Raw genomic sequence first — 26,329 nt, forward strand, 5'->3', positions numbered from 1 at the left:
AGGATTCGGAATGAACAGCCCCAGCCGGGTGATCAGTTTCGTCAACGCAGGCCATTTCATCGACCATTATGCGATGCTGATTTTCGCCGCCGCCGTAATCATCATGGGGCCGGCGCTCGGCATGGCCTATTCGGAACTTCTGCCCTATGCGACGCCGGGCTTCGTCGCCTTCGGCGCGGGCTCGCTGCTCACCGGCTGGCTCGGGGACCGCTGGAGCCGCCGCCACATGATGCTGATCTTCTTCGTCGGCATCGGTGCTTCCATGATCTCGGTCGGCTTCGTGCAGACCCCGGCACAGCTTGGCGCGGCGCTGTTCGCGATCGGCATTTTTGCTTCGATCTATCACCCCGTCGGCACCGCGATGATCGTGTCCTATGCCGACCGGCTCGGCCGCGAGATGGGGATCAACGGCGTCTGGGGCAATCTCGGCGTTGCGTCGTCCGCGCTGGTTACCGGCGTGATCGGCCAGTATCTCGGCTGGCGTTTTGCCTTCATCGTGCCCGGTGTCGTCACCATCCTGATCGGCATCGCCTTTGCGATGATGGTCGTGCACGAGGACCGCAAGGGCTCGAAGCAGGCGGCAGCTCAAGCGCGCGTGGCGAAGAAAGACATGTGGCGCGTGATCCTGTCGCTGCTGATCGTGGTCATCGCGATCTCGACCACGTTCAATGCGGTCACCGTCGCGCTGCCAAAACTGTTCGCGGAACGGCTTGCGGACCTGACGAAAAGCCCGGCGCTGCTCGGCGTCATCGCCGCCTGCGTCTACGTGTTCGGCGCGATGACCCAGTACACGATCGGCCGGTTGCTCGACCGCTACTCGCTGAAGACGGTGGCGCTGCCGCTGTCCTTTATGCTGGCGCCGTTCCTTTATCTCGCCGCGAGCCTGTCCAATCTGCCGCTGATCCTGGTCTCGATCGGCATCGTCATGGGTGCGTTCGGGCAGGTCACGGTGAACGATGCCATGGTCGGCAAATACACCAGCGAGGAATGGCGCTCGCGCGCCTATGCGGTGCGCTATTTCATCGGCTTCACCGCCGCGGGCGCCTCCGTCGGCCTGGTCGCCTGGCTCTACGAACAGGGCGGCTTCGTCACCATGCTGCACGCCTTCGCCGCGCTCTGCCTTCTCGCGATCGCCGCCGCCATCATCCTGCCGCGCGAGATCAGGACGCCGGCGGCGGCGTGAGGCCGGGGCTCTCTCCGCTCGTCATTGCGAGGAGCGTAGCGACGAAGCAATCCAGACTGCCTCCGCGGAGGGACTCTGGATTGCTTCGCTGCGCTCGCAATGACGGGTGATGAGGAGGGAGGTCGCCCATACCCCCATCATGCCATTCTGCCGGTGTTTTGCCCGACGTGTCAAAGCACCGGAACGCTCAAAAAAGCCCAATGCCATCAACGCCGTTCTACTGTGCATGGGGTTGTTTTCGACTTTTTTGTTTGTCGGCAGCCCGCCCTCCGCGGAAAAACTACGGCTTCACCTCGGCCACCGTCTTTGCCTTCGGCGCCTTCTTCGACGTGCGCCAGTTCTCGAAGCGCTGCACCACCACGAAGAAGGCCGGAACGAACAGCACCGCAAGGCAGGTCGAGGCCAGCATGCCTGAGAATACGGTGATGCCGATCGACTTGCGGGCGCTGGCGCCGGCGCCGGTCGCGATCACCAGCGGCACCACGCCGAGGATGAAGGCGAACGACGTCATCAGGATCGGCCGGAAGCGGGCGCGCGCCGCCTCGATCGCGGATTCCAGCACCGGCTTGCCGTCGCGGTTATGCAGCTCGAGCCCGACCTCGACGATCAGGATCGCGTTCTTGGCCGACAGCGCGATCAGCAGGATCAGGCCGATCTGGCAATAGAGGTTGTTGTCGATCTTCAAGGCGTTGAGGACGAGCATGGGCCCGATCAGCGATAGCGGCACCGCGAGGATCACCGAGATCGGCGCGTACCAGCTCTCGTACTGGCCGGCGAGCACGAGATAGACCAGCAGCATGGCAAGGCCGAACACCCAGTAGATCTGGTTCGAGACGGCCTTCTCCTGATAGGACATCGCGGTCCACTCGTAGCCCGTGCCCGGCGGCAGCGTCTTGTCCGCGATCTCCTCCATCAGCTGCAGCGACTGGCCGGACGAGTAGCCCTGCGCCGGCAGGCCGACGATGGTCGAGGAAGGGTAGAGGTTGTAGAGGCTGATCAGCGACGGGCCGGTGGCCGGCGTGATCGTGGCGACGGTGCCGATCGGGATCATGTCGCCGTTCGAGTTGCGTACCTGCATGTTGGCGATGTCGCGCTCGGTGACGCGGAATGCCGGATCGGCCTGGGTATAGACCTGGAACACGCGTCCGAACTTGTTGAACTGATTGACGTAGGACGAGCCGAGATAGGTCGACAGCGCCGCGAACACCTGATCGGTGGTGACGTGCAGCGTCTGGGTCTTGATGCGGTCGATCTCGACGTTGAACTGCGGCACCGACGAGCGGAACGAGGACGATACGCGCTGCAGCGCGCTCTGGCTCTGGGCGTTGGAAACCATCGCGCCGGTGATGGCCTGGAGCTTTGCAAAATCGCTGTTGCCGTCGCGCAGTTCGATCTGCATCGAGAAGCCGGCCGCGTTGCCGATGCCCTGGATCGGCGGCGGCGGCAGCACCAGGGTGCGCGCCTCCATGATGGTCGCGAGCTTGTCATTCAGCCCGTAGACCAGCGAACGCAGATCCTCGCCGGGCCCTTTGCGCGCCGACCAGTCCTTCAGGATGATGTAGGCGACGCCGGCATTGGCAAGGCTGGCGCTGTTGTCGAGCGCGGAGATACCGGCGATGGTGATGACCTGCTGGACACCAGGCGTGTCCTTGATCAGCTCGCTCGCCCTGTCGAGCACCGTCTGGGTCCGCTCCAGCGCGGCGCCATCGGGCAGTTGCACGGCCGCTATCAGGTAGCCCTGGTCCTCGATCGGCAGGAAGCCGGTCGGCACCCGCGACAGGCCGTAGCCGCCGATCCCGATCAGCACCAGTGCGAATGCGACCGAGATCGTGCTGTTCCTGCACAGCACGCCGATGAGGCGCGTGTAGCCCCGCTCGACACGGTCATAGACGGCGTTGAAGCCGCGGTAGAAGAAATTGCGCTGCTCCGGCGGCACCGTGGGCCGCAGCCAGAGCGCGCATTGCGTCGGCTTCAGCGTCGCCGCGTTGATGGCGGACAGCAGCGCGGTCGCCGCGATCACCAGCGCGAATTGCGAATAGATGCGCCCGGTGAGGCCGGCGAGGAACGATGCCGGCAGGAACACCGAGATCAGCACCAGGGTGATGCCGACGATCGGCGCGAACAGCTGGTCCATTGCCCTGATCGCGGCGTCGTGGCCGTTCATGCCCTGCTCGATGTTGTGCGCGGCACCTTCGACCACGACGATGGCGTCGTCGACGACGATGCCGATCGCGAGCACGATCGCGAACAGCGTCGACATGTTGATGGTGAAGCCGAGCGCCGCCATCGCCGCGAAGGCGCCGATGATGGTGACGGGCACGGTGGTCGCCGGCACCAGCATTGCGCGCCAGTCCTGCAAGAACACCAGGATCACGACCAGCACCAGCAGGCCGGCCTCGATCAGCGTCATGTAGACCTCGTGCACCGAGGCTTCGACGAATTTGGTGGTGTCGAACGGCGTGTCGTATTTGATGCCTTCGGGGAATCGCTTTGCAAGCTCCGCCATCTTCTTCTCGACGGCCTGCTCGACCTGGAGCGCGTTGGCGCCCGGCGACTGGAACACGCCGATGCCGGTGGCCGGCTGATTGTTCAGCGAGAAGATCTGGCTGTAGGTCTGCGCGCCCAATTCGACCCAGCCGACGTCGCGCACGCGCGTGACGTCGCCACTGGTGCCGGTCTTGACGATGATGTTCTCGAACTGGGTGGTGTCGTCGAGCCGGCCGTTGACGTTGAGCGTGTACTGGAACGCCTGTCCCGGCGGCGTCGGCGGCGCGCCGACCTGGCCGGCCGAGACCTGCTGGCTCTGCTGCTGGATCGCCGTGACGACGTCCGACGGCATCAGTCCGCGGACCTGGAGCTTGTTCGGATCGAGCCACACCCGCATCGAATATTGGCCGGCGCCGAACACCGTGACGTTGCCGACGCCGGGCAGACGCGAAAGCTCGTCGCGGATGTTGATGGTGGCGTAGTTKCTCAGATAAAGGCTGTCGAACGTCCTGTCCGGCGAGGTCAGCGTCACGAACAGCAGGATCGAGGTCGACTTCTTCTGGACGGTGACGCCCTGGTTCTGCACGGAGGTTGGCAGCTGCGACAGCGCGCTGGAGACACGGTTCTGCACCAGCACCTGCGCGAAGTTGAGGTCGGTGCCGATCTTGAAGGTCACGGTCAGCGTATAGGTGCCGTCGGAGCCGCTGTAGGACTGCATGTAGAGCATGTCCTCGACGCCGTTGACCTGCTGCTCGATCGGCAGCGCGACGGTGTCGATCACGGTCTTGGCGCTGGCGCCGGGATAGCGCGTGGTGACCTGCACCGTTGGCGGCACCACGTCGGGATATTGCGCGACCGCGAGGTTGAACAGCGCGACGCCGCCGATCAGGATCATCAGAAGCGCGATGACATTCGAGAGGACCGGCCGTTCGATGAAGAATTTCGAGATCATGGCTGGCGACCCCTCACTTGGCCGACGCCTGCGGCTGGTCGATCTTCGTCGGTTGCGGATCGATCTTCTGGCCCGGGATCACGCGCAGTAGCCCCGCGATCACCACGCGATCGTCCGGCTTCAAGCCGCTTTCGATCACGCGCAGGCCGTTGTCGACCTGACCGATCTGCACCTTGCGCTGCTCGACAATGTTGTCGCTATTGACCACCAGAAGATAGCGGCCGCCCTGGTCGCTGCCGAGCGCGGTGTCGGGGACGAGGAGGGCGTTCTTGTCCTGGTCGAAGGGCACCCGGACCCGGACGAAATAGCCGGGCAGCAGCGCTCGCTTGCCGTTGGGCAAGACGCCGCGTACCGCGAGCGTGCCCGTTGATGTATTGAGGGTCGGCGAGACGTAGTCGAGGTGGCCTTCATGCGGATAGCCGGTCTCGGTCTGGAGGCCCACCTGGATCGGCAACTGTTTGAGGTCGGCCACGGTCAGCCCGCGACGGGCCGCTTCGGCGCGGATGCGAAGGACGTCCTGCTCGCTGACCGTGAAGTTCACCCAGATCGGATCCAGCGCGACGATGGTTGCGAGCTGGGTCGGGGAGGAGACGCCGACGAGCTCGCCGATCGAGACCAGGTGCGCGCTGACGATGCCGTCGAACGGCGCGCTCACCTTGGTGTAGCCGTAATTGACCTCGGCGAGCCTCGTATTGACCTGGGCCTGCTGGAGACTGGCCTGGGCGTTGTCGCGGGTGGATGTCGAGGTGTCGAGAGTCGCCTGCGAGACAGCCTGGCGCTGCACGAGGTCGACCTGCCGCTTGAAATCGGCCTCGGCCTGCTTGAGCGTGGCCTGCGCACCGACCTCGGCCGCCTGCGCCTGCTCGAGCTTGAGCTTGTAGGTCTCAGGCTCGATTAAGAAAAGCTGGGTGCCCTGCTTGACGAAGCTGCCGTCCTGATAGTCGATCGATTGCAGGAAGCCCTGCACGCGCGCCACCAGATCGACGCTCTTGACCGGCGCGGTGTTGCCGGTGGCTTCGACATAGCGCGTCACCGCGCGCTGCACGGGCGCCGCGACGTCCACCTTCGGCGGCGGCGGTGCCACGAACGTGTTCTTGTCCTCGCAGCCGGCGAGCGCCACCACGGCCGCTGCGGCAACGAGTGCCCGCCCGACATGTCTCCACGCTCCGTTCCGTTGTGCGAGATCAGCGGGATTCGCGCAGGTCATTCGGTGGCCCCCGATTATTGTCTGTCGGTGTGGCAGGCTACCAACAAATGCCCGGCCGTGGAACACCATAGCCATGGCGGTCACCAGCCTTGCATTGCAAATGGCGCAGTGGCCTTTGACACGTTTGTCATGGCAAACCGCTTTTCATCGTGCATGATCGACCAGAATTGTGTCAAAGGCCGAGTGACGGAAACGAAGCGGTCGAGAAGCAGAGAAGAAAAGGTGAGGAGAACATGACATGCCCACGTCCCTCCAGGCGGCCCTTGCCGGCCTCGTTTTCGCAGCGGCAGTCGCCATGCCCGCGCTAGCCGATGGCCTGAAGGACGAGATCGCCCCGACCGGCAAGCTGCGGGTCGCGATCGCGATCAGCCCGGCGGGCGGCGCGTTCTGGTCGACCAAGACCGAAGCCGGCTATGCCGGCGTGCCGGTCGACCTCGGCAAGGAGATGGCCGGCCAACTCGGCGTGCCCGTCGAATATGTCGTGCACCAGAATTCCGGGCAGATCACCGACGCGGCCGGCAAGGGGACCTGGGACGTCACCTGGCTGCCAAAAGATCCCGAGCGTGAGACCAAGATGATGTTCGGCCCGATCTACGAGGTCGCGGATGCCACCTACATCGTCAAGCCCGGCTCAGCCGTCACCAACTTCGCCAGCCTCGACCAGCCCGGCATCAAGGTCGCGGCCGTCAATGCCACCACGACCATGCGCGGCGCGATCGCGCATCTGAAGAATGCGAAAGTCACGGGCTATCAGACCTATGACGAGATATTCGGCTTCCTGAAGAGCGGCGAGATCGACGCCTTCGCGCTGTCGCGCGACCAGCTCAACAAGATGGCGCAGAAGATCCCGGGCACGAAGGTGCTGGACGAGACCTTCAAGAAAACGGTGACGGCCGTCGCCGTCCCGCTCGGTCATCCCCAGGCGCTGRCGTTCGTTTCCAGGTTCATGACGGAAGCCACGACGAACGGCACCTTGCGCAAGGCCTATGACAACAACGGCCTGAAGGACACGCCGATCCGGACGGAATAGCGGCGCCGCCTCCATGGCAAGCGAGATTCGGATCCGCGCTTTCTTGCCCGCCGATGCAGCCGCCGTGCGCGAGCTGTTCATCCAGGTCAATCGCCTGTTGGCGCCGGTGCATTTGGCGGAGGCGTTTGAAGGATACATCACCCGCTCCCTCGCGGAGGAGATAGATCGTCTCGCCGATTATTATTCGGGTCGGAGCGGCGGTTTCTGGGTCGCCGTCGATGACGATGAAATCGTCGGCATGTTTGGACTGGAGGCCTCTGGCGAACACGCGATGGAGTTACGGCGCATGTACGTTGCTCCCGGCGCGCGGCGCCGGGGTATCGCGCGAAAGATGCTGGCGTTTGCGGAAGGGGAGTGCCGCCGCCGCAATCGTCCAGAATTGCAGCTGAGCACGTCCGAGCTTCAGCAGGATGCGCTGACGCTGTATCGAAACGCGGGATACGAGAATGTGCGCGAAGAGATCGCCGATGCCGCCAGCAACAAGACGCTAGGTGGTGGCATTCGTCGCTACCATTTCACCAAGCGGCTCTGACGGCATCTCGGGGCGCTTCGCCCGTTATTAGGGCTGACTCACGGCTCCGCGGTGCGAATGCCTGCGGGGCTCACCTGCAGCTTGAGCGTCGACGTCCTGGTCAGCGCCTTGCCGTCGAACGAGAATGCGATCAGCTCGTTCTCGACCATGCACTGCGCCACGACATGTTTTGAGTCCTTTGACCACACCATGCCCTGGCACCAATGGCCGATCTTGGCCTCCGCCACCGGCGTGAGGTCGGTGCCCGAGATCTTGTAGACTTTGAGCAGGCCGAAATCGTTGAAGAAGGGCGAGGCCGAGGGCTTGTTCGAGCCGTTCATGACGGTGACGGCGACATGGCTGCCGTCCGGCGACATCTTCACGGCCTCAGGTGTCTGTCCAACGGTAACCGTCGTGACGACGCGGATCGGCTTGGCGGTCATGTCGATCAGACTGATCGTGTCACTGTCGCCGCTGCTGGCACCGACATTGCCGACGACGGCCACCGCGCTGCCGGTGAGGTCGATGTCGTAGGGGCGGATGCCGGCGGAGAGGTCGCGCTTGGTGTATTCGACCTTGGTCCCGTCCACGCTCAGAAGCGAGATCTTGCTGTCGCCGTCGCGGGTGACCAGCGCGGTGGCTCCGTCGCGGGAGAACACTACATGGCTGGGGCCCGACTTGGCATCGCCGAGTTGAATCTTCCCGCCTGCGGTCAGCGTATTGCCGCTGATCGCGAAGACCGAGACGGTGCCCTCGCTGCGGTTGGCAACCAGCGCCAGCGTGCCGGCACGGTTGATCGAGACGCCGGCGGCGCCTGGTCCGGCCTGCAATGTCGCAAGCACCTTTGGCGGGGTGGATTTGAGGTCGATCACCGAGAGCTTGTCGTCGGGGACCGTCTTGGTCGTATCCGCGGGATCGAGCTTCATCGCCCCCGTGACCAGCGCAAGCGAGCCGTCCGGCGCAATCGCGACGCTCGGCGGCGGCCCGACTACGCTGGCGGGTGCCGGCACCTCGCCCAAAAGCTTCAGCGCGCCATCGGTGAGATCGATGACGCTGACCGTGTCCGGCAACGGCTGCTTGCGCACCACGGCATTGCCGTTCTCCAGCATCATCTTGCCGTCATTGGCGGTGACGACGATCTCGGCATGAGCGGCGAAATTTGCAAAGCCGGCAAAGGACGTTGCGACCAGAGCAGACGCGACATCGCGCGTGCGCCTGTGAACAGCGGCTTTCATGTTTCCCCCTGAGACTTTGTTCTTGTCCGGCAAAGCTAAATGCAACCCGGTGCATCACGCAACAACCTGCCCGTGATCATTTTTGTCTTCGCCCTTGGAATAAAACGGCAAGACGCGCCCCGGTGAAGCGAAGCGGGTGGCTGCATAAAAAATTATGCCTCGACCACTGCGCAAAGTGTCTCGTGCGTCAAACTGACACGGCTCTGTCACTCGCGATGTTTAGAACGTTTCTGATCGTAAACATCCTCATTTCCGGGGCGTCAAAAAAATGAAATCGAGACTACTGACGACGGCTGCGATTGTCGCGGCCGCGAGCGCGCTCGCGTGCACTCTTCCCGTCCTTGCGGACGACTTCGGCCGTGACCGCGATCACGGGCATGATCAAGGTCGCGACAACGATCACGACCGTGATCATCACCGTCATCCGCATGACATCCACACCGAGACGCCGATCAAGCATCTCGTGATCATCTTCAACGAGAACCGCTCGTTCGACCATTACTTCGCGACCTATCCGAACGCGGCCAATCCGTCCGGCTCGATCCCCTTCGTGCCGAAGCCGCATACGCCGAAGGTCAACAATCTCGCCAACGCGCATTTGCTGGTGAACAATCCGAACAACAGCGCGGCCAACGGCACCGGCGCGACGGATCCGTTCCGCCTCGACCGCACCCAGGCCAACACGCGCTCGCAGAACCACTCCTACACGCCCGAGCAACAGGCCGTGGACAACGGCAAGGAAGACTTGTTTCCGAAATTCACCGGCCGCGGCACCGCCGGCGGCGCCGGTGCGTTCGGCACCAACGGTCAGGTCATGGGCTATTTCGACGGCAACACCACCACCGCCTTCTGGAATTACGCCCAGCACTTCGCCATGAGCGACAATGCCTGGACCGACACTTTCGGTCCGTCGACGCAGGGCGCGCTCGCGGTGATTTCTGGCCAGACCAATGGCGCGCAGAACATCGTCGGCACCTCGGCGTCGATCGCCGACGGCCAGGGCGGCCTGACGCTGATCGGCGACACCGACCCGGCCTACGATTCCTGCTCGAGCACGAGCAGCACCGTGCTGATGACAGGCAAGAACATCGGCGACCTGCTCAACGACGGGCGCATCAGCTGGGGCACATGGGCGGCTTTGACCTGACGCTCAAGAATGCCAACGGCACCACCGGCTGCGCGCGCACCACCTTCTCCAGCAACGTGAACGGCACGATCGTGGACTACAGCCCGCACCACGCCTGGTTCCAGTACTACAAGTCGACCGCCAACCCGACCCATGCGCGGCCGAGTTCGGTCGATGCGATCGGCCACACCTACGAGAAGGGCGGCAAGACCGTCGATCCGGCCAACCACGCCTACGACCTCGAGGACTTCTACGCCGCCGTGAAGGCCGGCAATTTCCCGGCCGTCTCCTACATCAAGATGTCGGCCTACCAGGACGGTCACGCCGGCAACTCCGATCCGCTCGACGAGCAGGTCGGCAACGTCGAGCTGATCAACTTCCTCCAGAAGCAGCCGGAGTGGCGCGAAACCGCGGTCATCATCACCTATGACGACTCCGACGGATGGTACGACCACCAGTACGTTGCGCCGAAGACCGCCTCCTACGATCCGACCGCCGATCAGGTCAACGGTCCGGGCCTGTGCGGCCTCGGCCCGCAGAAGCAGCCGGCACCGAAGGGTCTCTCCGGCAAACCGGTGAACGGCCGCTGCGGTCCGGGCACGCGCATTCCGTTCATCGTGGTCTCGCCCTACGCCAGGACCAACCACGTGAGCAGCACCTACATCTCGCAGGCGTCCGTGGTGCGGTTCATCGAGGACAACTGGCTGCGCGGCCAGCGTATCGGTGGCGGCTCGTTCGACGCCAGCTCCGGCTCGATCATGGACCTGTTCGACTTCGATCAGGATCACAGCCATGACTACCGGACCGACGCGCTGTTCCTCGATCCGACCTCCGGCACGGCGATCACCAGCCCGCCGGACGAGCATCACCACCACTAGTCCAACGGGACGCTTGATGAACAGCCGCACCATGTGGCTCCTCGGCGCCGGCCTGCTTTGTCTGGCCGGCGCCGTCTTTGCAGCCGGGACGCAAGGACTTGCGGAGACGAGCCAGCTCGGCGCGAACCCGAATCCGGTTCGCCTCATGCGCCCGCCCGTCGCGCCATTGTCCGCGATGGCGCAGCTCGGCAAGGAGATCTTCTACGACGCGTCGCTGTCGTCGTCCGGCGCGCTGTCCTGCGCATCCTGCCACAGCCCGGATCACGCCTACGGCCCGCCCAACGACGGGCCGGTGATGCTCGGCGGCGCCGCCCTGTCGCGGCAAGGCGCACGCGCGGTGCCGTCGCTGACCTATCTCGATCGCCATCCCAATTTCAGCATCGGCCCCGACAAGGGCGACGACGACAACGTCATCGATCTCGCGCAGATGGCTGCAATCGGCCAGCAGGCCGCGCGTACGACGAAGACCGCCGGCGGCAGCGGCGCATCGGCGAACATCGTGCCGCAAGGCGGCCTGTTCTGGGACGGCCGCGCCGACACGCTCCAGGACCAGGCGCTGTTCCCGCTGCTCGACCCCAACGAGATGGACGGCGGCAGTGCCGAGATCGTCGCGGACAAGCTGCGCCGTGCGCCTTACGCCTATCGCTTCGTCGAGCTGTTCGGCGCCGGCGTGCTCAGAAATCAGCGGCTCCTGATCGCGGAGGCGATGTTCGCGGTGGCGCGTTATCAGGTGGAGGAGCCGAGCTTCCATCCCTACACCAGCAAGTATGACTACTGGCTCGAGGGCAAGGCGCGGCTCACCGAGACCGAACTGCGCGGCCTGCAAGCGTTCAACGATCCTGACAGGGCCAATTGCGCCGGCTGTCACACCTCGGCGCCGACCCGCGACGGCCTGCCGCCGCTGTTCACCGATCACCAATACGAGGCGCTCGGCGCGCCGCGCAATGCCGCGCTCGCCGGCAATCGCGATCCCAACCATTTTGATCTCGGCGTCTGCGGCCCGCAGCGCACCGACATTCCCGAGCAGACGCAATATTGCGGCATGTTCCTGACGCCGACGCTACGCAACACGGCGACGCGCCGCGCCTTCTTCCATAATGGCGTTTTCAGTACCCTCGAGCAGGCTCTGGATTTCTACAATCTTCGCGACACCAATCCGGAAAAGGTTTTTCCGCGCGGCGCCGACGGCGCGGTGCGGAAATACGACGACCTGCCGCAAAAATATCATGCCAATGTCGACGTCACCGATCCGCCCTTCGATCGCCACCCCGGCGACAAGCCGGCGATGACGGAGCTGGACGAAGCCGACATCATCGCGTTTCTGAAGACACTGACGGACGGCTACAAGCCGGAGAATTAGAGTGCCGACGAATTAGAGTGTCGACGCATGATTCCGGGATGCGGATGCGGCGAAAAAGTCAGTCATCGCCTGCATGAACACTCCTGCCGCCGCCGTGTCGGATCGCGTGGCCGTATTCAAAAGAACTCAAGCGAAGGAAAGTGATTGACCAGTCTGTCCCAGAGCGAGGACGGCGGCCGTGGCTGCCTTTTGGCCTCCTGGAGGGACAGGCACCGCGGTGCCAGTCTCATTCCATAATAGAGGTTCGCTCCAGAGAGGCTCTGACCGCCCTGTATGCTGACAGTCGGATCGAAATTATTCTTTATCAAGTCCGTCGTTTGCTCCACGGAGCCCGCCGCTGAATTGTCATAGGCCGCGACGTATTTCGTCGATGCCTTGAGAACCCGCTGTCCCTGGCAAACGTATTCCCCGTTTTCCAGATAACGTTTCACTTCCCGATCGCAGGACTCGCGGCGGAACAGCTCCTCCGCGATGATTGATAGATCTTCAAGTGAGATTTCCAACACTTGAACGTCATCAAGCTCGAGCTTTACAGCTTCTGCCAATTTTGCATCGGTATGTGACTGAATCGAACGCACGACTTTTGAGTCGAGCGAATACTGTGTCTTTCGTAGCTCCGAAGTGACCTGGGTCGCTGAAGATGAAGTACGAGTGACGCCGACCAGCCGATCCGGCGAGACTTCGCACAGCATGTCGTAATCCTGGCCGTTCGGAGAGACATGATAGATGGAGCCTGGAGCGCGCAGGAGGACCGGTGGCGTTATCGGGTGAAAGCCGATAGCGGTGATTGCTTCGTTGAGCTTATTTGGGGGTGTGCGTAGATGTATCGCGGCCACGGATGCCAGTGGTGCGATGCTCACGATCGCGACTAATGCCCCCCACTTGACCAATGGGCGCATTGGAATTCTCCGCCGATTATCCGCAACAATAGTGTCCGCAGGGGCGCGCGCACGCGTTGGCCGAATCTGCAGGAACAGTCGTCGTGAGTGCGGCGAGAGTGAAGACAAAAAGCAGTGCTGCGAACTTCATGGCCTGTCCTCCTATGGATTGACAGATGTTCGCTCGGCTTGACGTCCGGAAACCCGCAACGCTTTGGCGCCGGGACGCGAGACATCTCCTTGCAAAACTACGCCCGGCATGGGGTCGCTGATATGAACTAGCTCACACTCTATCTATAATTGTGCTGAGTCTCGCGGGGCGTCGCCCTTCTGTATGTCCTCAGCGCCCCTTGATCTCCGAATATTTCACCATCGCGCGCTCGAACTTCCGGTTGAACAGCCACATCGCAGCGAGGATCTCGCGGAAGCTGGCCGAGGTCCGCGCCCGGTCGGCCTGTCCAAACGCGAAGATGCTGTTGTTGCGCAGGTGCTTCATAATCGTTGGACTGGACACCCTGTAATTCAGGAGATCGCCGGACTTGAGCGCGGACCGCGTCGGGGTGGGAACGATCTGGATCAGTTCGAACAACTTCATCTGGTCGATCGGATCGGGAAGCGTCTTCACGATTCCCGGGATCTCCCGAAACACCTCCGCGTGCGCGTTCATCAGGCCGTCGCGCACGTTGGTCCAGTGGTTGAAGCGATAGTCCGTGCCGCGGGCGCGTGCCTCTTCCTTGTCGTCGCGCGCGCTCAGCTCTGGGTCGGCTGCCGCGATGTCTCCCTTGATGGCTTCCCACTTCCGGCGGCCGTTGCGGTCCTCGGACGGGCCGGTCTGGAAGCTGCCCATATAGGTGTTCGAGCGCCCGTTGCGGACATTCTGCTTGCCGTTGGTCTCGGCGAAGAACAGCCCGAGGCTGATCCGGCCCGCAGCTTCGGCGTGAGCCGGTGCAAGCCCCTTGGCGCGTGCGATAGCTGTGGCGAGATCGACGACGTCCTTGAACGGCGTCGCCGAGTTCTGCGCGCCGGCGGGCGGCGCCTCCATGACGTCGAACAGCTTTGAATATTCGTCGATCAGCGGCTCGATGTCGGCGTCGAAATAGGCCGGTGGTATCTCGAACTTGTTGGGCTTGCCGATTCGCGACGGCATGGCGTCGGTGAGATCCTTGTAAGCACTGATGACCGCGACGCGCGCCAGATAGAGCGCCTGTCCCGGCAGGTTCGGCAGCGGCTCCTTCGCCTCGATCTGTCGGCGCCGCTCGGCAAGGATGGATTTGAAATCGCCGAGCGCGCGATCGTAGGTAGCGAGCGCCTCCGATTGCTTTGCGTTAAGCGTTTGTGCCCGGCTGACTGTGAACGTCGTGAGGATCAGCCCAAGCACCGCCAGGGCCGTGGCGGCATGACATCGTCGTCCCATGGCGGGTTCCCATGTGCCGGAGATTCGTCGGTCACGGGATCGTAAACATCAAACGCGCGGACTGGCGAGTTGCAAATCACGCACAGCCCGGGTTCTCCGACCTTACGCTGTGGCCCGGTAATCCGGCGCCGTCGCCAGGAATTTCGCGTAGGCATCCGCATCCGGCGGCTGGAAGTGTCCGGCGAGCCCGCCGCGCTTCTGATTCCTGGCGCCGATGTCCGCCATCAGCTCGTCGAAATGGCGGTAGTGATAGGGCGCGACGCAGAGGCCGCCATAGACGCCGGCAGCCGGCCGTTCGACCCGCTTGAAGTGCAGCATCATCTCGACATTGTCGCGCATCGCTTGTGCCGTCGGCTGGTTCGCGAGCTGTCCGTCGGCATAGCGCACCAGCCAGTTCGCCGCCAGATCAGCACAGAGAACGGTGCAGAACGACGAGTTGAAGCCGACGAAGCCCATCTCCGGCAGATCAGGGTTGGCGATCAGGCGGTAGAGCCGGTACTGCCCGTCCGCATCGACAAGTTTCTGCCGATAGGCCTCGGGCAGGAACGGCACGCCGAGCTTGTAGCCGATCGCGAGCACGGCGACGTCGGTCGCGACGCGCTCGCCGCCGCTCATCACGATGCTGTCGCCTTCATAGTGGTCGAAGCTGCCGAACACCGCCTTGATGCGGCCGTCGGCGACCATCGGGTAGAAGTCCGGCGTTGCGATCGGCACCGAGCAGTTGACGCCGTCCTCGATCCGCTCCTTCGGCACCATCTTGCACCGGTTCAGCTTGAGCTGCGCCTTCAGCAGGCTCTCCAGCCCGCGCCAGTTCGCCCAGATCAGCGGCGCGGCGATGCGGTGCGCGAGCCGTGCCATGGAGCTCGCGCCCCAGCCCGGAAACATCTCCTCCTGCGCGCGGATGTAGAGGATGCGCTTGAAGTTCACGAGCCCGCCAATGAAATAGGGGATGCGCCACACCGGCTCGCGCATCACGATGGTAACCTCGCGCGCGCCCGATTTCACCGCGTTCACGGCGATGTCGGTCGCGGACTTCGAGCCGCCGAGCACGACGACGCGCCGCCCTTTCGCCAGCGTCGGATCGCTGTATGTCGACGAATGCAGGATCTGGCCGCCCTGCGCCAGAAAGCCGTCCTCGCCCGGGCAATGCAGCTCGCGCGGCTCGTTGAACTGCCCGGTGCAGACCGCGACGAAATCGAAATTCTCGTTCGTGGTCGCGCCGTCCTTGCTTGATAGCGTGAGCGTCCAGCCCGGTTTGCCATCGGCGCGGCGCTCCATGCCGGCGACCCCAGTGTTGAGGCGCAGCATGCGGTCGAGGCCAAAGTTTTTCGCATAGTCGCAGAGATAAGCATGGACCTGCGGCCCGGTCGGCCATTCCGGATAACTGTCCGGCATGGCGCGATCGGTGTAGCGGTAGAGCTCCTTCGGGCTCTGGGTCTGCACGTCAGGATAGGAGCGCGCCGGCTCCCAGACGCCGCCGAGATCGGCACTGCGCTCGACGATGGTGACGCGGTGGCCGTGGCTGGAAAACGCCTTTGCGGCGGCGAGGCCGGAGACGCCGGCGCCGATCACGCAGACATGCTTGGGACTGACCATGGGATTCCTCGCAATCAATGTGTTTCGGGCGCAAGCGACCACGCTCGGCCGCGATGCGCGCCCGGCGGACCTGCAGGCAGATGAAACTGGACGAGAAGGCTGGCCGCCTAATCGTTGGCCTCGGGCGGCAGGAAGTCGACCTCGTGCAGCGCCGAGATGCGCACGACTTCGGCGGGGTCCGTCAGATTGTGGAGCTGGTTGAACAGCGCCTCCAGCTTCTGCATCGGCGAGACCCAGAACAGCGCGCGGCACGGCTTGTCGGACTTGTTGAAATAGCCGTGCGGGATGCCGCGCGGCATGCGCACGAGATCCCCGGCATGGGCCTTGACCCATTGGCCGTCGAGCTTGAGGTCGAGCGTGCCTTCCTGCACCAAGATGAACTCGTCCTGGGTCGGATGAATGTGCACGGGCACGAACTGGCCGGGCTCGCTGTTGGTCTCGAACGCGAAGGTGGAATCTGTGATGGCCTTGGGAAAATAGACCTGGCCAAGGATGTTCCAGCTCTTTCCGCCATAGCCCGTGCCAACAGCGGTTATGCCCTTTTCGAGTGCAGTCATGGCTCACTCCTCATGGATTCCGGCGAGGATGGAGCTTCGGCCCGTCGACGGTCGCTGTCTATCCGCTAAACGAATCCGGATGCGGCTGTTGCCATGCAGCACGACGATTTTGCGACGCGGCTCTTTTCGCATCCCGGGAACTATTATAGGCTTAAAGCAACTCCGTGGCCCGAGGCGTGGTCGACGATGTCCGCAGCCGAGCTGGAAATGAGCACGCGGCGGTCCGAAGCCGAACGGCTTGCGGACTTCGCCCGCGTCACCACGGACGATGTCGACGAAGCGGCAGAGCAGATCGGACGCATCTTCTGCCCGCACGATCTCAAGCCGGTACGGCCGCGCGGACCGGGGTTCTCAGCCCGGCACAATTGCGCGGCGTTCGACGGCTTCTCGATCAACTATGTCGCCTATGGCGGGTCGGTGAGCATCGATCCCGGCTGCCTCGAGCGCTTCTTCCTGGTACAGGTCCCGCTCACCGGCACCGCCCGCATTCGTGCCGGCGTCAGCGAAATCGATGCTGCGCCGGGCCGGACGGCGTCGCTGCTGTCGCCGACCATCCCGACCCGGATGATGTGGAGCGACTGTGCGCAGGCGATCCTGCTGCTCGACCGTCGCATGGTCGAGCAACGCGCTGCGTCGCTGTCGGGCAGGGCGGCCGGCCCAGTCGAGTTTGATGCCGCGATCGACCTCGACGCACCGGCGGGGCAGGCCCTGCAGACCAGCCTTGCCGAGCTGATGCTGCTCGCCGAGCGTCTCGGGCCGTCCGGCAGGCTTTCACCGGTCGCGATGGCCGATTGGCGCGAGGTGCTGCTCGATCATCTCCTCAACGGCCGGCGGCATGGCCTGTCGGATGCCATCAGGAGGTTCTCGGGGCAAGCCGAGCGTTTGCCGCGTGCACTGCGCGCCGCGCGGGACCATCTTGCGGAAAATGCCGGTGAGCCGCTCGACCTCGCGCAGCTCGCCTGCGCGTCCGGGATCGGCGTCCGCGCGCTCCAGCTCGGCTTCCGCCGCCACTTCGGCGTATCGATCTCGGAGATGCTGCTCGACATGCGCCTCGCTGCTCTGCACGCCCGGCTCGCGCAGGCTTCGCCGGATGTCTCCATCACCGAGATCGCCTTCGATCTCGGCTTCACCCATCTCGGCCGCATGGCGGGTGCCTACCGCGAAAAATTCGGCGAGACGCCGTCGGCAACGCTGCGGCGAAGGATGAGCTAGGCGGCAGGCATCTATTTTCGCGATCGCGTCGTGCCGCTGTCTTCAGCCGCCTGCCTGCGTAAAAAGCCCTCGACATCCGCCTGCACCGAGTACGGCGTCGGGATCGGATCGCCCGCGGCGTCGACGGCGGTGTCGAGGGAGCGGCGCAGCATGCGCGCGAGCTCGGCCTTTCGGTACGGCTTCGCCAGAAGCGGCGCGCCCATGGTGGCGCGTCCCTGCGCGTGCAGCGAATCGTAGGCATAACCCGACGTGAACAGCACCCGCAGCGAGGGCCGCGCAGCCACCATCTGTTCGGCGAGCTCGCGTCCGTTGACGCCGCCAGTCATCACGATGTCGGTGAAGAGCAGATCAAACGGCGTGCCTTCGGCCACGATGGCGAGCGCTTCGGTCGCATTGGCGGCGGAAATGACCTGGTAACCGAGGCTTTTTAGCTGGACGGTGACATATTGGCGGACGTCGCGATCGTCCTCGACGCAGAGGATTGTCTCCGTGCCGCCCACCACCTTGCGCTCGTCATAGCCAGCCGGACGGAGCGTGCTGGTCTCGGCCTTCGGCAGGTAGATCGTGAAAATCGTGCCGCGGCCTTCTTCGGAAGTGACCTTGATGCCGCCGCCGGACTGCTTGACGAAACCGAACACCATGCTGAGACCGAGCCCGGTGCCCTTGCCGACATCCTTGGTCGAGAAGAACGGATCGAAGATGCGTTCGAGAATGGCTTGCGAAATACCCGTGCCGGTATCGGCGACCTCGATCTCGACATAGTCGCCGGCATAGCCGGCGCCCACCGCCACGGCCTCGCGCACGCCGAATACCACGTTGCGCGTCGTGAGCGTGAGCTTGCCGCCATCCAGCATCGCGTCGCGGGCGTTGATCGCGAGGTTGAGCAGCGCCGCGCTCAGTTGGCCGCGGTCGGCGAAAGCCAGCCAGACGTTGCGGTCAAGCCTGGACACGATCTCGATCTTCTTGTCGAAGGTCGCCAGCAGCAGCTTTGCGACCTCTTCGAGCAGCTCGTTGACGTCGATCTCGGCCGGCTGGAGCGCCTGCTTGCGGGCAAAGGACAACAGGCTCGACGTCAGCGCGGCGCCGCGATCGGCCGCTTCGCTGATCAGCTTGGTGATGGTCGCAAGCGGCGGGTCGTCCTTCACGGCGTCGGCGAGGATCTCGATCGTGCCCGTGATCACGGTGAGCATGTTGTTGAATTCGTGCGCGATGCCGCCGGTGAGCTGGCCGACCGCCTCCATCTTCTGGGCCTGGATCAGTTGCTCCTCGGCGGCGCGCTTCTGGGTGACGTCCTTGACGAAATTGTTGATGATGGTGCGCCCGCCGAGCTGGAGCGCCGTGCTCGACGCCTCGATCAGGATCTGGTCGCCGTTCCGGTGCAGCAGCGTCGCTTCGAACCGGATGCCGATCGGCGTATCCGACAGTTCCGGCAAAAGCCGCATCATGCGTTGCCTGAAGCCGTCGCGGAGCGGCTCGGCGATGAGGAGGTTGACGACGTCGGCGCCGAGCGCCTCCTTGCGGGTCCATCCGGTCAGGGCCTCGGCCTGGACACTCCACTCCAGGACGATGCCGTTCGCATCGGTCTGAACGAAGGCGTCGAGCGCGGTCTTGATGACGGCCTGGGTCATCTGTGCGCCGGCCTGGGCCTGCTCGGCCAGTTGCGCGGCGGCGCGTTTGTCCTGCGCCGTTTCGATCGCGCGCGTGCACAGCCGTGCGAGCAGCACCGCAACGGCGCCGCTTGCCAGCAAAGCGATGATCTGGGCCAAGCCGAACCCGGTCCCGGTCGCGGCATAGGAGGCGAGGAGGGCCGCGGCGGTCACGGCGACCTGCGCGGCCAGCGCGAGTGTCAGAAGCGGTCTGAGTTTCATGGTCTCACACCAGCGACGTCAATCGCGGGACCCTCGCGTTCGCGCTGTAGATTGCTCCGGCTTCACGTCAGCTACAGGCTCCGCGAGCCTGCGTCGAGGGGCAATTTCCGGCGGGGCGCCGGCGTTCCTCGCGCTCAACCTGCCGGCGAATCGGTCTGGCGCAGCGTCGTGACCCAGATCACACGCGCGGCCTGCTGGGTCGGGTTGTCRAACATGTGCGGCACGATGCTCGGAAAGCGGAAGCTGTCGCCGGCCTCGAGCAGATGAGCCTGGTTGTCGAGCCACAGCCGCAGGCTGCCGGACAGGATGTACCCGGCCTTCTCGCCGGTGTGCTGCAAGAAGTCGGTGCCGGACGAGGCGCCGGGGTTGAGCGTGAGCTCATAGAGTTCGAGCTGGCCCTCGTCTGCCGGCGTCAGCGCTTCCTTGACGACGCCGCTGGCGGTGAGCCGCAACAGGCGCCGGCTGTTCTTGCGCACGATGTAGCGCTGTACGTCGGCGGGATCGGTGGTCTCGAAGAAATAGGAGATGGGAACGTCGAGCGCGATGCTGAGCAGGCGCAGCGTCCGTATCGACGGCATGGCACGCGCGCGTTCGAGCTGGCTGATCATGCCGTTGGAGAGCCCGGTCTTGGTGGCGACGTCCTGGATCGAGAGGCCGGCGCGCTGCCGCAGCAGCCGCACGGTTTCGCCGAGCCGCTGGTCGACCGCATCGTCAGCCTCGATCGCCGGGGCATCCTTCGGGCCGTTGGTCTCGCCGCGACCATCCATGTCGCTCTCCCATGCATTGCCTCGCCGCCGGAATGGCCGGCGGCGTGAAAAGGTCGCGCATCCTAGCAATGTGATTGACAGCTGTATTTAGTCATGATGAACTTTTGACTGAAAAATTTAGAAGCACTAAAGCCCACTCCTGTCCCTTTGCCGGGTCTCGGGGGCGCGGGAGACGGTGCCGTGTGCGGGAACGGAGACTGGTCATGGCAGACAGCACCGGCAAGTTCGGCGTTGGCGGACTGCATCATCTCGGCATTCCGAATCGCCGACAATTCTTCCAGCTCGGCGCGGGCGCCGCGGCGGGATGGACCCTTGCAGGCAACGCCTTTGCGCAGAGCGAACGCCCGACCAATCCGCCGGACAAGCCGCGCGGGCAGGTGATCGCGGCGCTGTCGCAGGAGCCGACCGTCTTCCATCCGCTGATGCCGGGGATCGAGGTCGATCAGGGCATCTGGTGGCAGGTGTTCTCGCCGTTGTGGTTCATCGAACCCGACGGCAAGTTCGTCCCTGATCTCGCGCGCGAAGTCCCGACCGTCGAGAATGGCGGCCTGTCGGCCGACGGCCTGACCTGGAAGATCAAGCTGCGCAGCGACGTGAAATGGCACGACGGCACGCCGTTCACGGCCGAGGACGTGAAATTCTCGCTGGACCTGATCAACAATCCCGACTTCCGCGTCCGCAACCGCGTCGGCCACAACCTCGTCAAGGACATCAAGGTCGTCGCGCCCGACGAGATCCACTGGCGGATGGAAGCTCCCTATTCGCCCTACATGTCGATCCTGTCGCTCACCTTCATCGTGCCGAAGCACATCCTGGAGAAGCTGTCGGATCCGAACGCCTCGCCGTTCCACAATGCGCCAGTCGGCACCGGGCCGTTCCGCTGGGGCGAGCGCGTGCCCGGCGACCACATTCAATTGAATGCCCATACCGGCTACCACGGCAAAGGACCGTACGTCGAACGCGTGGTCTTCAAATACATTCCTGATCTCACCGTCCTCTACACCCAGTTCCGCACGGGGCAGGTCGACTACACCGGCCTGCAAGGCATCTTGCCGAACTTCGTGCAGGAGGCGAAGACGCTGAAGGGCCGCAAGATCTTCGTCTCGGCGACGTCCTCGGTGGAGCACGTCGCGCCCAACCTGGAATTCGGGCCCTTCGCCGATCGCACGGTGCGTGAGGCGCTTTACCTTGCCATCAACAAGCAGGCGATCATCGATGCGCTGAACTACGGCCTGCCGACGCAGACCGAGAGTTTCGTGCCGCAACAGGCCTGGTCGTTCCAGCAGGGCCTGCCGCAGCACAAATACGATCCGGCCAAGGCCAACGCGCTGCTCGACGCGGCCGGATGGACCCGCGGCTCCGGCGGCATCCGCGAGAAGGGTGGCGTCAAGCTCGAATTCACCAACTCGACGACGTCGGGCAATGCGGTGCGCGAGCAGACCCAGCAGCTCCTGATCCAGGACTGGCGCGCGATCGGCGCGGCGATGCGGGTCAACAACATGCCGGCCGCCGTGATCTGGGGCGATTTCTGGCAGCAGTCGAAATTCAATTCGGTGCTGGTGTCCGTGAACTTCATGCTCGGCAGCGACCCCGATGTGACGCCGCGCTTCGGCTCCGGCGCTATCCCTGCCAAGGGCGGCCGTGGCTTCAACACCTATCAGTACAACAGCGCCGAGGCCGATCGTCTGCTCGCCGAGGGCGCCAGACAGTTCGATCTCGCCCAGCGCAAGACGACCTATGGCGATCTGCAAAAGCTGATCCGCAACGACCTCGCCATCCTGCCGCTGTTCCAGGGTTTTATTGCCGAAGGCGTGAAGGAGGGGCTGCAAGGCTTCCGTCCCAACATCAACACCTCGATCAATTGCTGGAACATCCGCGAATGGTACTGGGCCTGATGCGTCTGGCGCACTGGATCGCCTGAGATGGCCCGTTACGTCGCCAACCGCCTGGCGCAGGCGATCATGCTGCTGGTGATCGTCTCCGCGATCGGATTTGCCATCCTGCATCTGGCCCCCGGCGGTCCGCTGTCGCAATACGCGGCGTCCGCGCAGATGACGCAGGAGGACCTCGACCGCGTCACCAGGCAGCTCGGCCTCGATCGCCCGTTGCCGATCCAGTATCTCGACTGGTTCGGCCGCATGCTGAAAGGCGATTGGGGCAAGTCCTATCGCGACGGCGAGGCGGTGCTGTCGGTGATCTCCTCCCATCTCGGCGCCACGCTGGAGCTGATGGCGACGGCGACCATCATCGCGGTTTTGCTCGGCTGCTGGATCGGCGTGCTGGGCGCGCTGCGCCGCTATTCGCTGTTCGATACGCTGGCGACCGTCGGCGCCATGATCGCGCTGTCGATCCCGACCTTCTGGTTCGGCCTCGTCACCATCTACGTGTTCTCGGTGAAGCTCGGCTGGCTGCCGGCCGGCAATCGCCAAACCGTCGGCGATGGCTCCTTCCTCGACCTGCTGCATCATCTGATTGCGCCGGCGCTGGTGCTGGCGCTGGTCGAGACCGCGATGTGGGGCCGCTTCATGCGCTCCTCCATGCTCGAGGTGATCAACCAGGACTACATCCGCACCGCGCGCGCCAAGGGCATGCCGGAATGGCGCATCCTCACCGTACACGCGCTGCGCAACGCCCTGCTGCCGATGATCACGGTGGCCGGCCTCCAGTTTCCGACGCTGCTCGGCGGCGCGCTGGTCGCCGAGACCGTGTTCACCTGGCCCGGCATGGGCCGGCTGTTCCTGGATTCCATCGGCTACCGCGACTATCCCGTGGTGATGGGCATCCTGATGTTCTCGGCGACCATGGTGCTGATCGGCTCGCTGCTCGCCGACATCCTCTATGCCGTCGTCGATCCGCGTATCCGGGTGGGCTAGGAATGACGGCTGCGACCCTCTCGACCGCTCAGCTCGCGCCCGGYCAGGCCGCATGGCGGCGCTTTCGCCGACATCGCCTTGCGCTTGCGGGTGCTGTCATTATTCTGGTTCTCGTCCTCGGATCGGCGTTGGGTCCCTATCTGCTGCCGTTCGACGACACCTATATCGACATCATGAAGCGGTTCGCGCCGCCGTTGTCGGGCGCGCACATCCTCGGCACCGACGAGCTTGGCCGCGACGTGCTGGCGCGGCTGATGATGGGCGGGCGGATCTCGCTCTCGATCGGCATCGTCGCGATGGTGATCGCGATGGCGGTCGGAATCGCCGTCGGCGCCTTCGCCGGCTTCTATGGCGGCGTGGTCGGCGCGGTCCTGATGCGGCTGGTCGACGCCGTGCTGTGCTTTCCGACGATCTTCCTCCTGCTTGCGCTGGCCGCCCTCACCGAACCTGGCCTGATCACCACGACGGTGCTGATCGCGGCGACCGCCTGGATGAGCGTTGCCCGCGTCGTCGAGGCCCAGGTGCGTTCGCTGCGCGAGCGCGAATTCGCGGTCGCCGCGCTCGCCTTCGGCTCGTCGAACCTGCGGATCATGTTTCGCGAGCTCGTGCCCAACGCGATCGCGCCGATCGTGGTGGCGGCGACGCTGAACGTCGCCAAGGCGATCCTGCTCGAATCCTATGTCAGCTATCTCGGCTACGGCATCCAGCCGCCGGCCGCGAGCTGGGGCAACATGCTCAACAACGCGCAGATCTATCTCACCAGCGCGCCGTGGCTTGCGATCGTGCCGGGCGTCGCCATCACTCTCGCGGTGACGAGCTTCAATTTCCTCGGTGACGGCCTGCGCGATGCGCTCGATCCGCGAACGAATATCCCATGACGAGCCGACTTGCTTCGATCGAACTGAATAGCTGGAGTGTCCCATGTCCCCGCCGCTCACCCGTATAAACAGCGACGAACGCCTGCCGGCGCAGGTGGACGTCGTCGTCATCGGCGGCGGCGTCATCGGCGTGTCCGCGGCCTATCATCTGGCGAAGAAGGGTCTCTCCGTTGCACTGGTCGAGAAAGGCCATGTCGGCGGCGAGCAGTCGAGCCGCAATTGGGGCTGGTGCCGCCAGCAGGGCCGCGCCCGTGAGGAGATCCCGCTGGCCCGCGAGGCGCTCCGGCTGTGGGAGGACATGCAGGACGACGCCGGTGTCGATGCCGGCTTCCGCCGCACCGGCGTGCTGTTCCTGACCAAAAGCAAGGACGAGCTGGCCAGTTGGGAGCGATGGGCCGCAACGGCGCGCGAGATGCAGGTCCACTCGACCGTCCTGACGCCGGCGGAAGTCGCCGAGCGCCTGCCCGGCAATTCCGAGAAATGGGTCGGCGGCCTGCACACGCCGAGCGACGGGCGCGCCGAGCCGTCGATGGCCGTGCCGGCGCTCGCCACCGCTGCACGCAAGCATGGCGTGACCATCCACCAGGGCTGCGCTGCACGCGGGCTGGAAACGCAGGGCGGACGGGTCAGCGCCGTCGTCACCGAGAAGGGCACCATTCGCACCCAGTCCGTGCTGCTGTCGGGCGGCGCGTGGTCGTCGCTGTTCTGCCGCCGTCACGGCATCGAGCTCCCGATCGGCCTCGTCAACGCCACCGCATGCCGAACCACGCCGGGACCTGAGATCACGTCCGGCGCGCTCGGCACCGACTTCTACTGTATCCGCCGCCGTCTCGACGGCGGTTTTACACTGGCGCTACGCGGCCGCGGGACTGTCGAACTGTCGCCAGACCTGTTCCGCTACGCGCGCACCTTCTGGCCGACCTACCTGCATCGCAAGAACGGGCTGAAACTGTCGTTCGGCAAGTCGTTCTTCGACCAGATCGTGCGCGGCACGAGCTGGAGTTTTGACAAGCCGTCGCCGTTCGAGACCGAGCGGGTGCGCGATCCGGCACCCGACATGTCGCTGGTCAACGCGGCGCTGGCTTCGCTGATCAAGTCGAATCCCGAATTGAAGGACATCGAGATCGCGGAAGCCTGGGGCGGCACGATCGACTGCACGCCGGACACCATTCCCGTGATCTCGCCGGTCGATGCCTTGCCCGGCTTCTTCCTCGCGACCGGCTTCTCCGGCCACGGTTTTGGCATCGGTCCTGCGGCCGGCAAGCTCGCCGCCGACATCGTGACCGGCGCGACGCCGCTGGTCGATCCCGCGGCCTACAGCCACAAGCGCATGATCGACGGCCGGCGTCTCGCGCCGGTCAGCCCGTTCTGAGAGTGCTGGTGGCATGACGGTTCTCTACAAGGCCAACATGGTTCGCGGCGCCGAATGGGCGCGCTTCTTCGCGGAACGCGCGCCCGATGTGCCGTTCCGGCTCTGGCCCGACATCGGCGATCCCGCAGAGGTGCGCTACCTGGTGGCGTGGGTGCCGCCGGACGATATCGCGACGACCTTTCCCAATCTCGAGCTGGTCTTTTCGGTCGGTGCTGGCGTGGATCAGTTCGATGCCACAAAACTTCCGCCGCACCTACCGCTCGTCCGCATGCTGGAGCCCGGCATCGCCGAGACCATGGTGGAATACGTCACCATGGCCGTGCTCGCCCTGCATCGCGATCTCCTGCACTTCATCAGCCAACAGAAGGAGCAGGTCTGGCGCGAGATCCGGATCACGCCGGCCAAACGTCGTCGTGTCGGCGTGATGGGGCTGGGCCAGCTCGGCCAGGCCGTGCTCGACCGGCTCAAGGCGTTCGACTTTCCGCTTCTCGGCTGGAATCGTTCGCCGCGCGAGGTTGAAGGCGTCACCTGCTACGCCGGTACGGACACCTTGCCAGAGTTTCTCGCGCAGGCCGACATTCTCGTCTGCCTGCTGCCGCTGACCGACGAGACCCGCGGCATCCTCAATGCCGATCTGTTCGCGCGCCTGCCGCGCGGAGCAGGGCTCGTCAATGTCGGGCGTGGTCCGCATCTCGTCCAAGCCGATTTTCTCGCGGCGCTCGACAGCGGCGCGCTGTCCGGTGCGGTGCTCGACGTTGCCGATCCCGAGCCGCTGCCCGCCGGCCATCCGTTCTGGAGCCATCCGCGCATCCTGCTGACGCCGCACAATGCCAGCATGACGACGCCTGATACGGCCGTCGATTTCGTGCTCGACGTCATCGCACGCCACCGCCGCGGCGAAGATCTGCCGGGGCGCGTCGATCGCAGTCGCGGCTATTAGGGCAA

General features: G+C 64.5%; 21 protein-coding genes. 12 read left to right on the forward strand and 9 right to left on the reverse strand.

The window, feature by feature from the left end:
* Nucleotides 1-10 precede the first annotated feature (10 nt).
* Nucleotides 11-1,183 (forward strand): MFS transporter, encoded by a 1,173-nt coding sequence (locus tag AB4Z51_RS01850; RefSeq protein WP_085405199.1) that lies wholly within the window; start codon nucleotides 11-13, stop codon nucleotides 1,181-1,183.
* 280 nt (nucleotides 1,184-1,463) lie between these two features.
* Here AB4Z51_RS01850 and AB4Z51_RS01855 read toward each other — a convergent pair whose 3' ends face one another.
* Both AB4Z51_RS01855 and AB4Z51_RS01860 read right to left on the reverse strand, forming a co-directional pair.
* Nucleotides 1,464-4,622 carry an efflux RND transporter permease subunit gene (locus tag AB4Z51_RS01855; RefSeq protein WP_441496916.1) on the reverse strand — a complete coding sequence of 1,053 codons (3,159 nt, stop codon included), beginning with the start codon at nucleotides 4,620-4,622 and terminating at the stop codon, nucleotides 1,464-1,466.
* Between the two features lie 13 nt (nucleotides 4,623-4,635).
* The gene (locus AB4Z51_RS01860) at nucleotides 4,636-5,829 is read right to left on the reverse strand and encodes an efflux RND transporter periplasmic adaptor subunit (protein ID WP_085405197.1); all 1,194 of its coding nucleotides are present in this window, start codon (nucleotides 5,827-5,829) and stop codon (nucleotides 4,636-4,638) included.
* 238 nt (nucleotides 5,830-6,067) lie between these two features.
* Between AB4Z51_RS01860 and AB4Z51_RS01865 the strand changes: the two genes are divergently transcribed.
* Both AB4Z51_RS01865 and AB4Z51_RS01870 read left to right on the forward strand, forming a co-directional pair.
* Nucleotides 6,068-6,859: an ABC transporter substrate-binding protein gene (locus tag AB4Z51_RS01865; protein ID WP_441496917.1), complete on the forward strand. Its 792-nt coding sequence runs from the start codon at nucleotides 6,068-6,070 to the stop codon at nucleotides 6,857-6,859.
* Nucleotides 6,860-6,872: 13 nt separating this feature from the next.
* Nucleotides 6,873-7,391, forward strand: a complete 519-nt coding sequence (locus AB4Z51_RS01870; RefSeq protein ID WP_085405195.1) for a GNAT family N-acetyltransferase — start codon at nucleotides 6,873-6,875, stop codon at nucleotides 7,389-7,391.
* A gap of 38 nt (nucleotides 7,392-7,429) precedes the next feature.
* On the opposite strand, the gene AB4Z51_RS01875 is transcribed toward AB4Z51_RS01870, so the two are convergent.
* Entirely contained in the window at nucleotides 7,430-8,605 is a 1,176-nt protein-coding gene (locus AB4Z51_RS01875) for a mandelate racemase (protein ID WP_085405194.1), read from the reverse strand.
* A 268-nt stretch (nucleotides 8,606-8,873) separates the two neighbouring features.
* Here AB4Z51_RS01875 and AB4Z51_RS01880 point away from each other — a divergent pair, with 268 nt between their 5' ends.
* Genes AB4Z51_RS01880 through AB4Z51_RS01890 form a run of 3 tightly spaced genes read left to right on the forward strand, consistent with a single transcriptional unit; the run spans nucleotide 8,874 to nucleotide 11,969 of the window.
* On the forward strand, nucleotides 8,874-9,752 hold the full coding sequence (locus tag AB4Z51_RS01880) for an alkaline phosphatase family protein (RefSeq protein WP_441496918.1): 879 nt from the start codon (nucleotides 8,874-8,876) through the stop codon (nucleotides 9,750-9,752).
* On the forward strand, nucleotides 9,734-10,609 hold the full coding sequence (locus AB4Z51_RS01885) for an alkaline phosphatase family protein (protein WP_441496919.1): 876 nt from the start codon (nucleotides 9,734-9,736) through the stop codon (nucleotides 10,607-10,609). Before AB4Z51_RS01880 ends, AB4Z51_RS01885 begins: the two co-directional genes overlap by 19 nt.
* A 16-nt stretch (nucleotides 10,610-10,625) precedes the next feature.
* Nucleotides 10,626-11,969: a cytochrome-c peroxidase gene (locus tag AB4Z51_RS01890; RefSeq protein WP_085405192.1), complete on the forward strand. Its 1,344-nt coding sequence runs from the start codon at nucleotides 10,626-10,628 to the stop codon at nucleotides 11,967-11,969.
* 116 nt (nucleotides 11,970-12,085) lie between these two features.
* Here the strand turns inward: AB4Z51_RS01890 and AB4Z51_RS01895 are convergent, their stop codons facing one another.
* The 4 genes from AB4Z51_RS01895 to AB4Z51_RS01910 all read right to left on the reverse strand — a co-directional run bounded on the left by AB4Z51_RS01895 (nucleotide 12,086) and on the right by AB4Z51_RS01910 (nucleotide 16,414).
* The gene (locus AB4Z51_RS01895) at nucleotides 12,086-12,868 is read right to left on the reverse strand and encodes a hypothetical protein (protein WP_085405191.1); all 783 of its coding nucleotides are present in this window, start codon (nucleotides 12,866-12,868) and stop codon (nucleotides 12,086-12,088) included.
* Nucleotides 12,869-13,187: 319 nt separating this feature from the next.
* Entirely contained in the window at nucleotides 13,188-14,261 is a 1,074-nt protein-coding gene (locus AB4Z51_RS01900; protein WP_085405190.1) for a hypothetical protein, read from the reverse strand.
* Between the two features lie 102 nt (nucleotides 14,262-14,363).
* On the reverse strand, nucleotides 14,364-15,875 hold the full coding sequence (locus AB4Z51_RS01905; protein ID WP_434057413.1) for a flavin-containing monooxygenase: 1,512 nt from the start codon (nucleotides 15,873-15,875) through the stop codon (nucleotides 14,364-14,366).
* A gap of 89 nt (nucleotides 15,876-15,964) precedes the next feature.
* A complete protein-coding gene (locus AB4Z51_RS01910; protein WP_085405188.1) occupies nucleotides 15,965-16,414 on the reverse strand; it encodes a cupin domain-containing protein in 450 nt (149 codons plus the stop codon).
* A gap of 186 nt (nucleotides 16,415-16,600) precedes the next feature.
* On the opposite strand from AB4Z51_RS01910, the gene AB4Z51_RS01915 reads away from it, so the two are divergent.
* A complete protein-coding gene (locus AB4Z51_RS01915; RefSeq protein ID WP_085405319.1) occupies nucleotides 16,601-17,626 on the forward strand; it encodes an AraC family transcriptional regulator in 1,026 nt (341 codons plus the stop codon).
* An 11-nt stretch (nucleotides 17,627-17,637) separates the two neighbouring features.
* On the opposite strand, the gene AB4Z51_RS01920 is transcribed toward AB4Z51_RS01915, so the two are convergent.
* Together AB4Z51_RS01920 and AB4Z51_RS01925 are read right to left on the reverse strand one after the other, a co-directional pair.
* Entirely contained in the window at nucleotides 17,638-19,494 is a 1,857-nt protein-coding gene (locus tag AB4Z51_RS01920) for an ATP-binding protein (protein ID WP_135214824.1), read from the reverse strand.
* 134 nt (nucleotides 19,495-19,628) lie between these two features.
* Nucleotides 19,629-20,261, reverse strand: a complete 633-nt coding sequence (locus tag AB4Z51_RS01925) for a cupin domain-containing protein (RefSeq protein WP_085405186.1) — start codon at nucleotides 20,259-20,261, stop codon at nucleotides 19,629-19,631.
* A 203-nt stretch (nucleotides 20,262-20,464) separates the two neighbouring features.
* On the opposite strand from AB4Z51_RS01925, the gene AB4Z51_RS01930 reads away from it, so the two are divergent.
* Genes AB4Z51_RS01930 through AB4Z51_RS01950 form a run of 5 tightly spaced genes read left to right on the forward strand, consistent with a single transcriptional unit; the run spans nucleotide 20,465 to nucleotide 26,324 of the window.
* Complete coding sequence (locus AB4Z51_RS01930) at nucleotides 20,465-22,156, forward strand: peptide ABC transporter substrate-binding protein (protein ID WP_085405185.1); 1,692 nt, start codon at nucleotides 20,465-20,467, stop codon at nucleotides 22,154-22,156.
* Nucleotides 22,157-22,183: 27 nt separating this feature from the next.
* On the forward strand, nucleotides 22,184-23,134 hold the full coding sequence (locus AB4Z51_RS01935; RefSeq protein ID WP_028147015.1) for an ABC transporter permease: 951 nt from the start codon (nucleotides 22,184-22,186) through the stop codon (nucleotides 23,132-23,134).
* A gap of 2 nt (nucleotides 23,135-23,136) precedes the next feature.
* A complete protein-coding gene (locus AB4Z51_RS01940) occupies nucleotides 23,137-24,012 on the forward strand; it encodes an ABC transporter permease (protein ID WP_085405184.1) in 876 nt (291 codons plus the stop codon).
* Nucleotides 24,013-24,055: 43 nt separating this feature from the next.
* Nucleotides 24,056-25,384: an NAD(P)/FAD-dependent oxidoreductase gene (locus AB4Z51_RS01945; protein WP_085405183.1), complete on the forward strand. Its 1,329-nt coding sequence runs from the start codon at nucleotides 24,056-24,058 to the stop codon at nucleotides 25,382-25,384.
* Between the two features lie 13 nt (nucleotides 25,385-25,397).
* On the forward strand, nucleotides 25,398-26,324 hold the full coding sequence (locus AB4Z51_RS01950) for a 2-hydroxyacid dehydrogenase (RefSeq protein ID WP_085405182.1): 927 nt from the start codon (nucleotides 25,398-25,400) through the stop codon (nucleotides 26,322-26,324).
* Nucleotides 26,325-26,329 lie beyond the last annotated feature (5 nt).

The organism is Bradyrhizobium sp. 2TAF36 (assembly GCF_052114925.1).
Lineage (GTDB): Bacteria > Pseudomonadota > Alphaproteobacteria > Rhizobiales > Xanthobacteraceae > Bradyrhizobium > Bradyrhizobium barranii.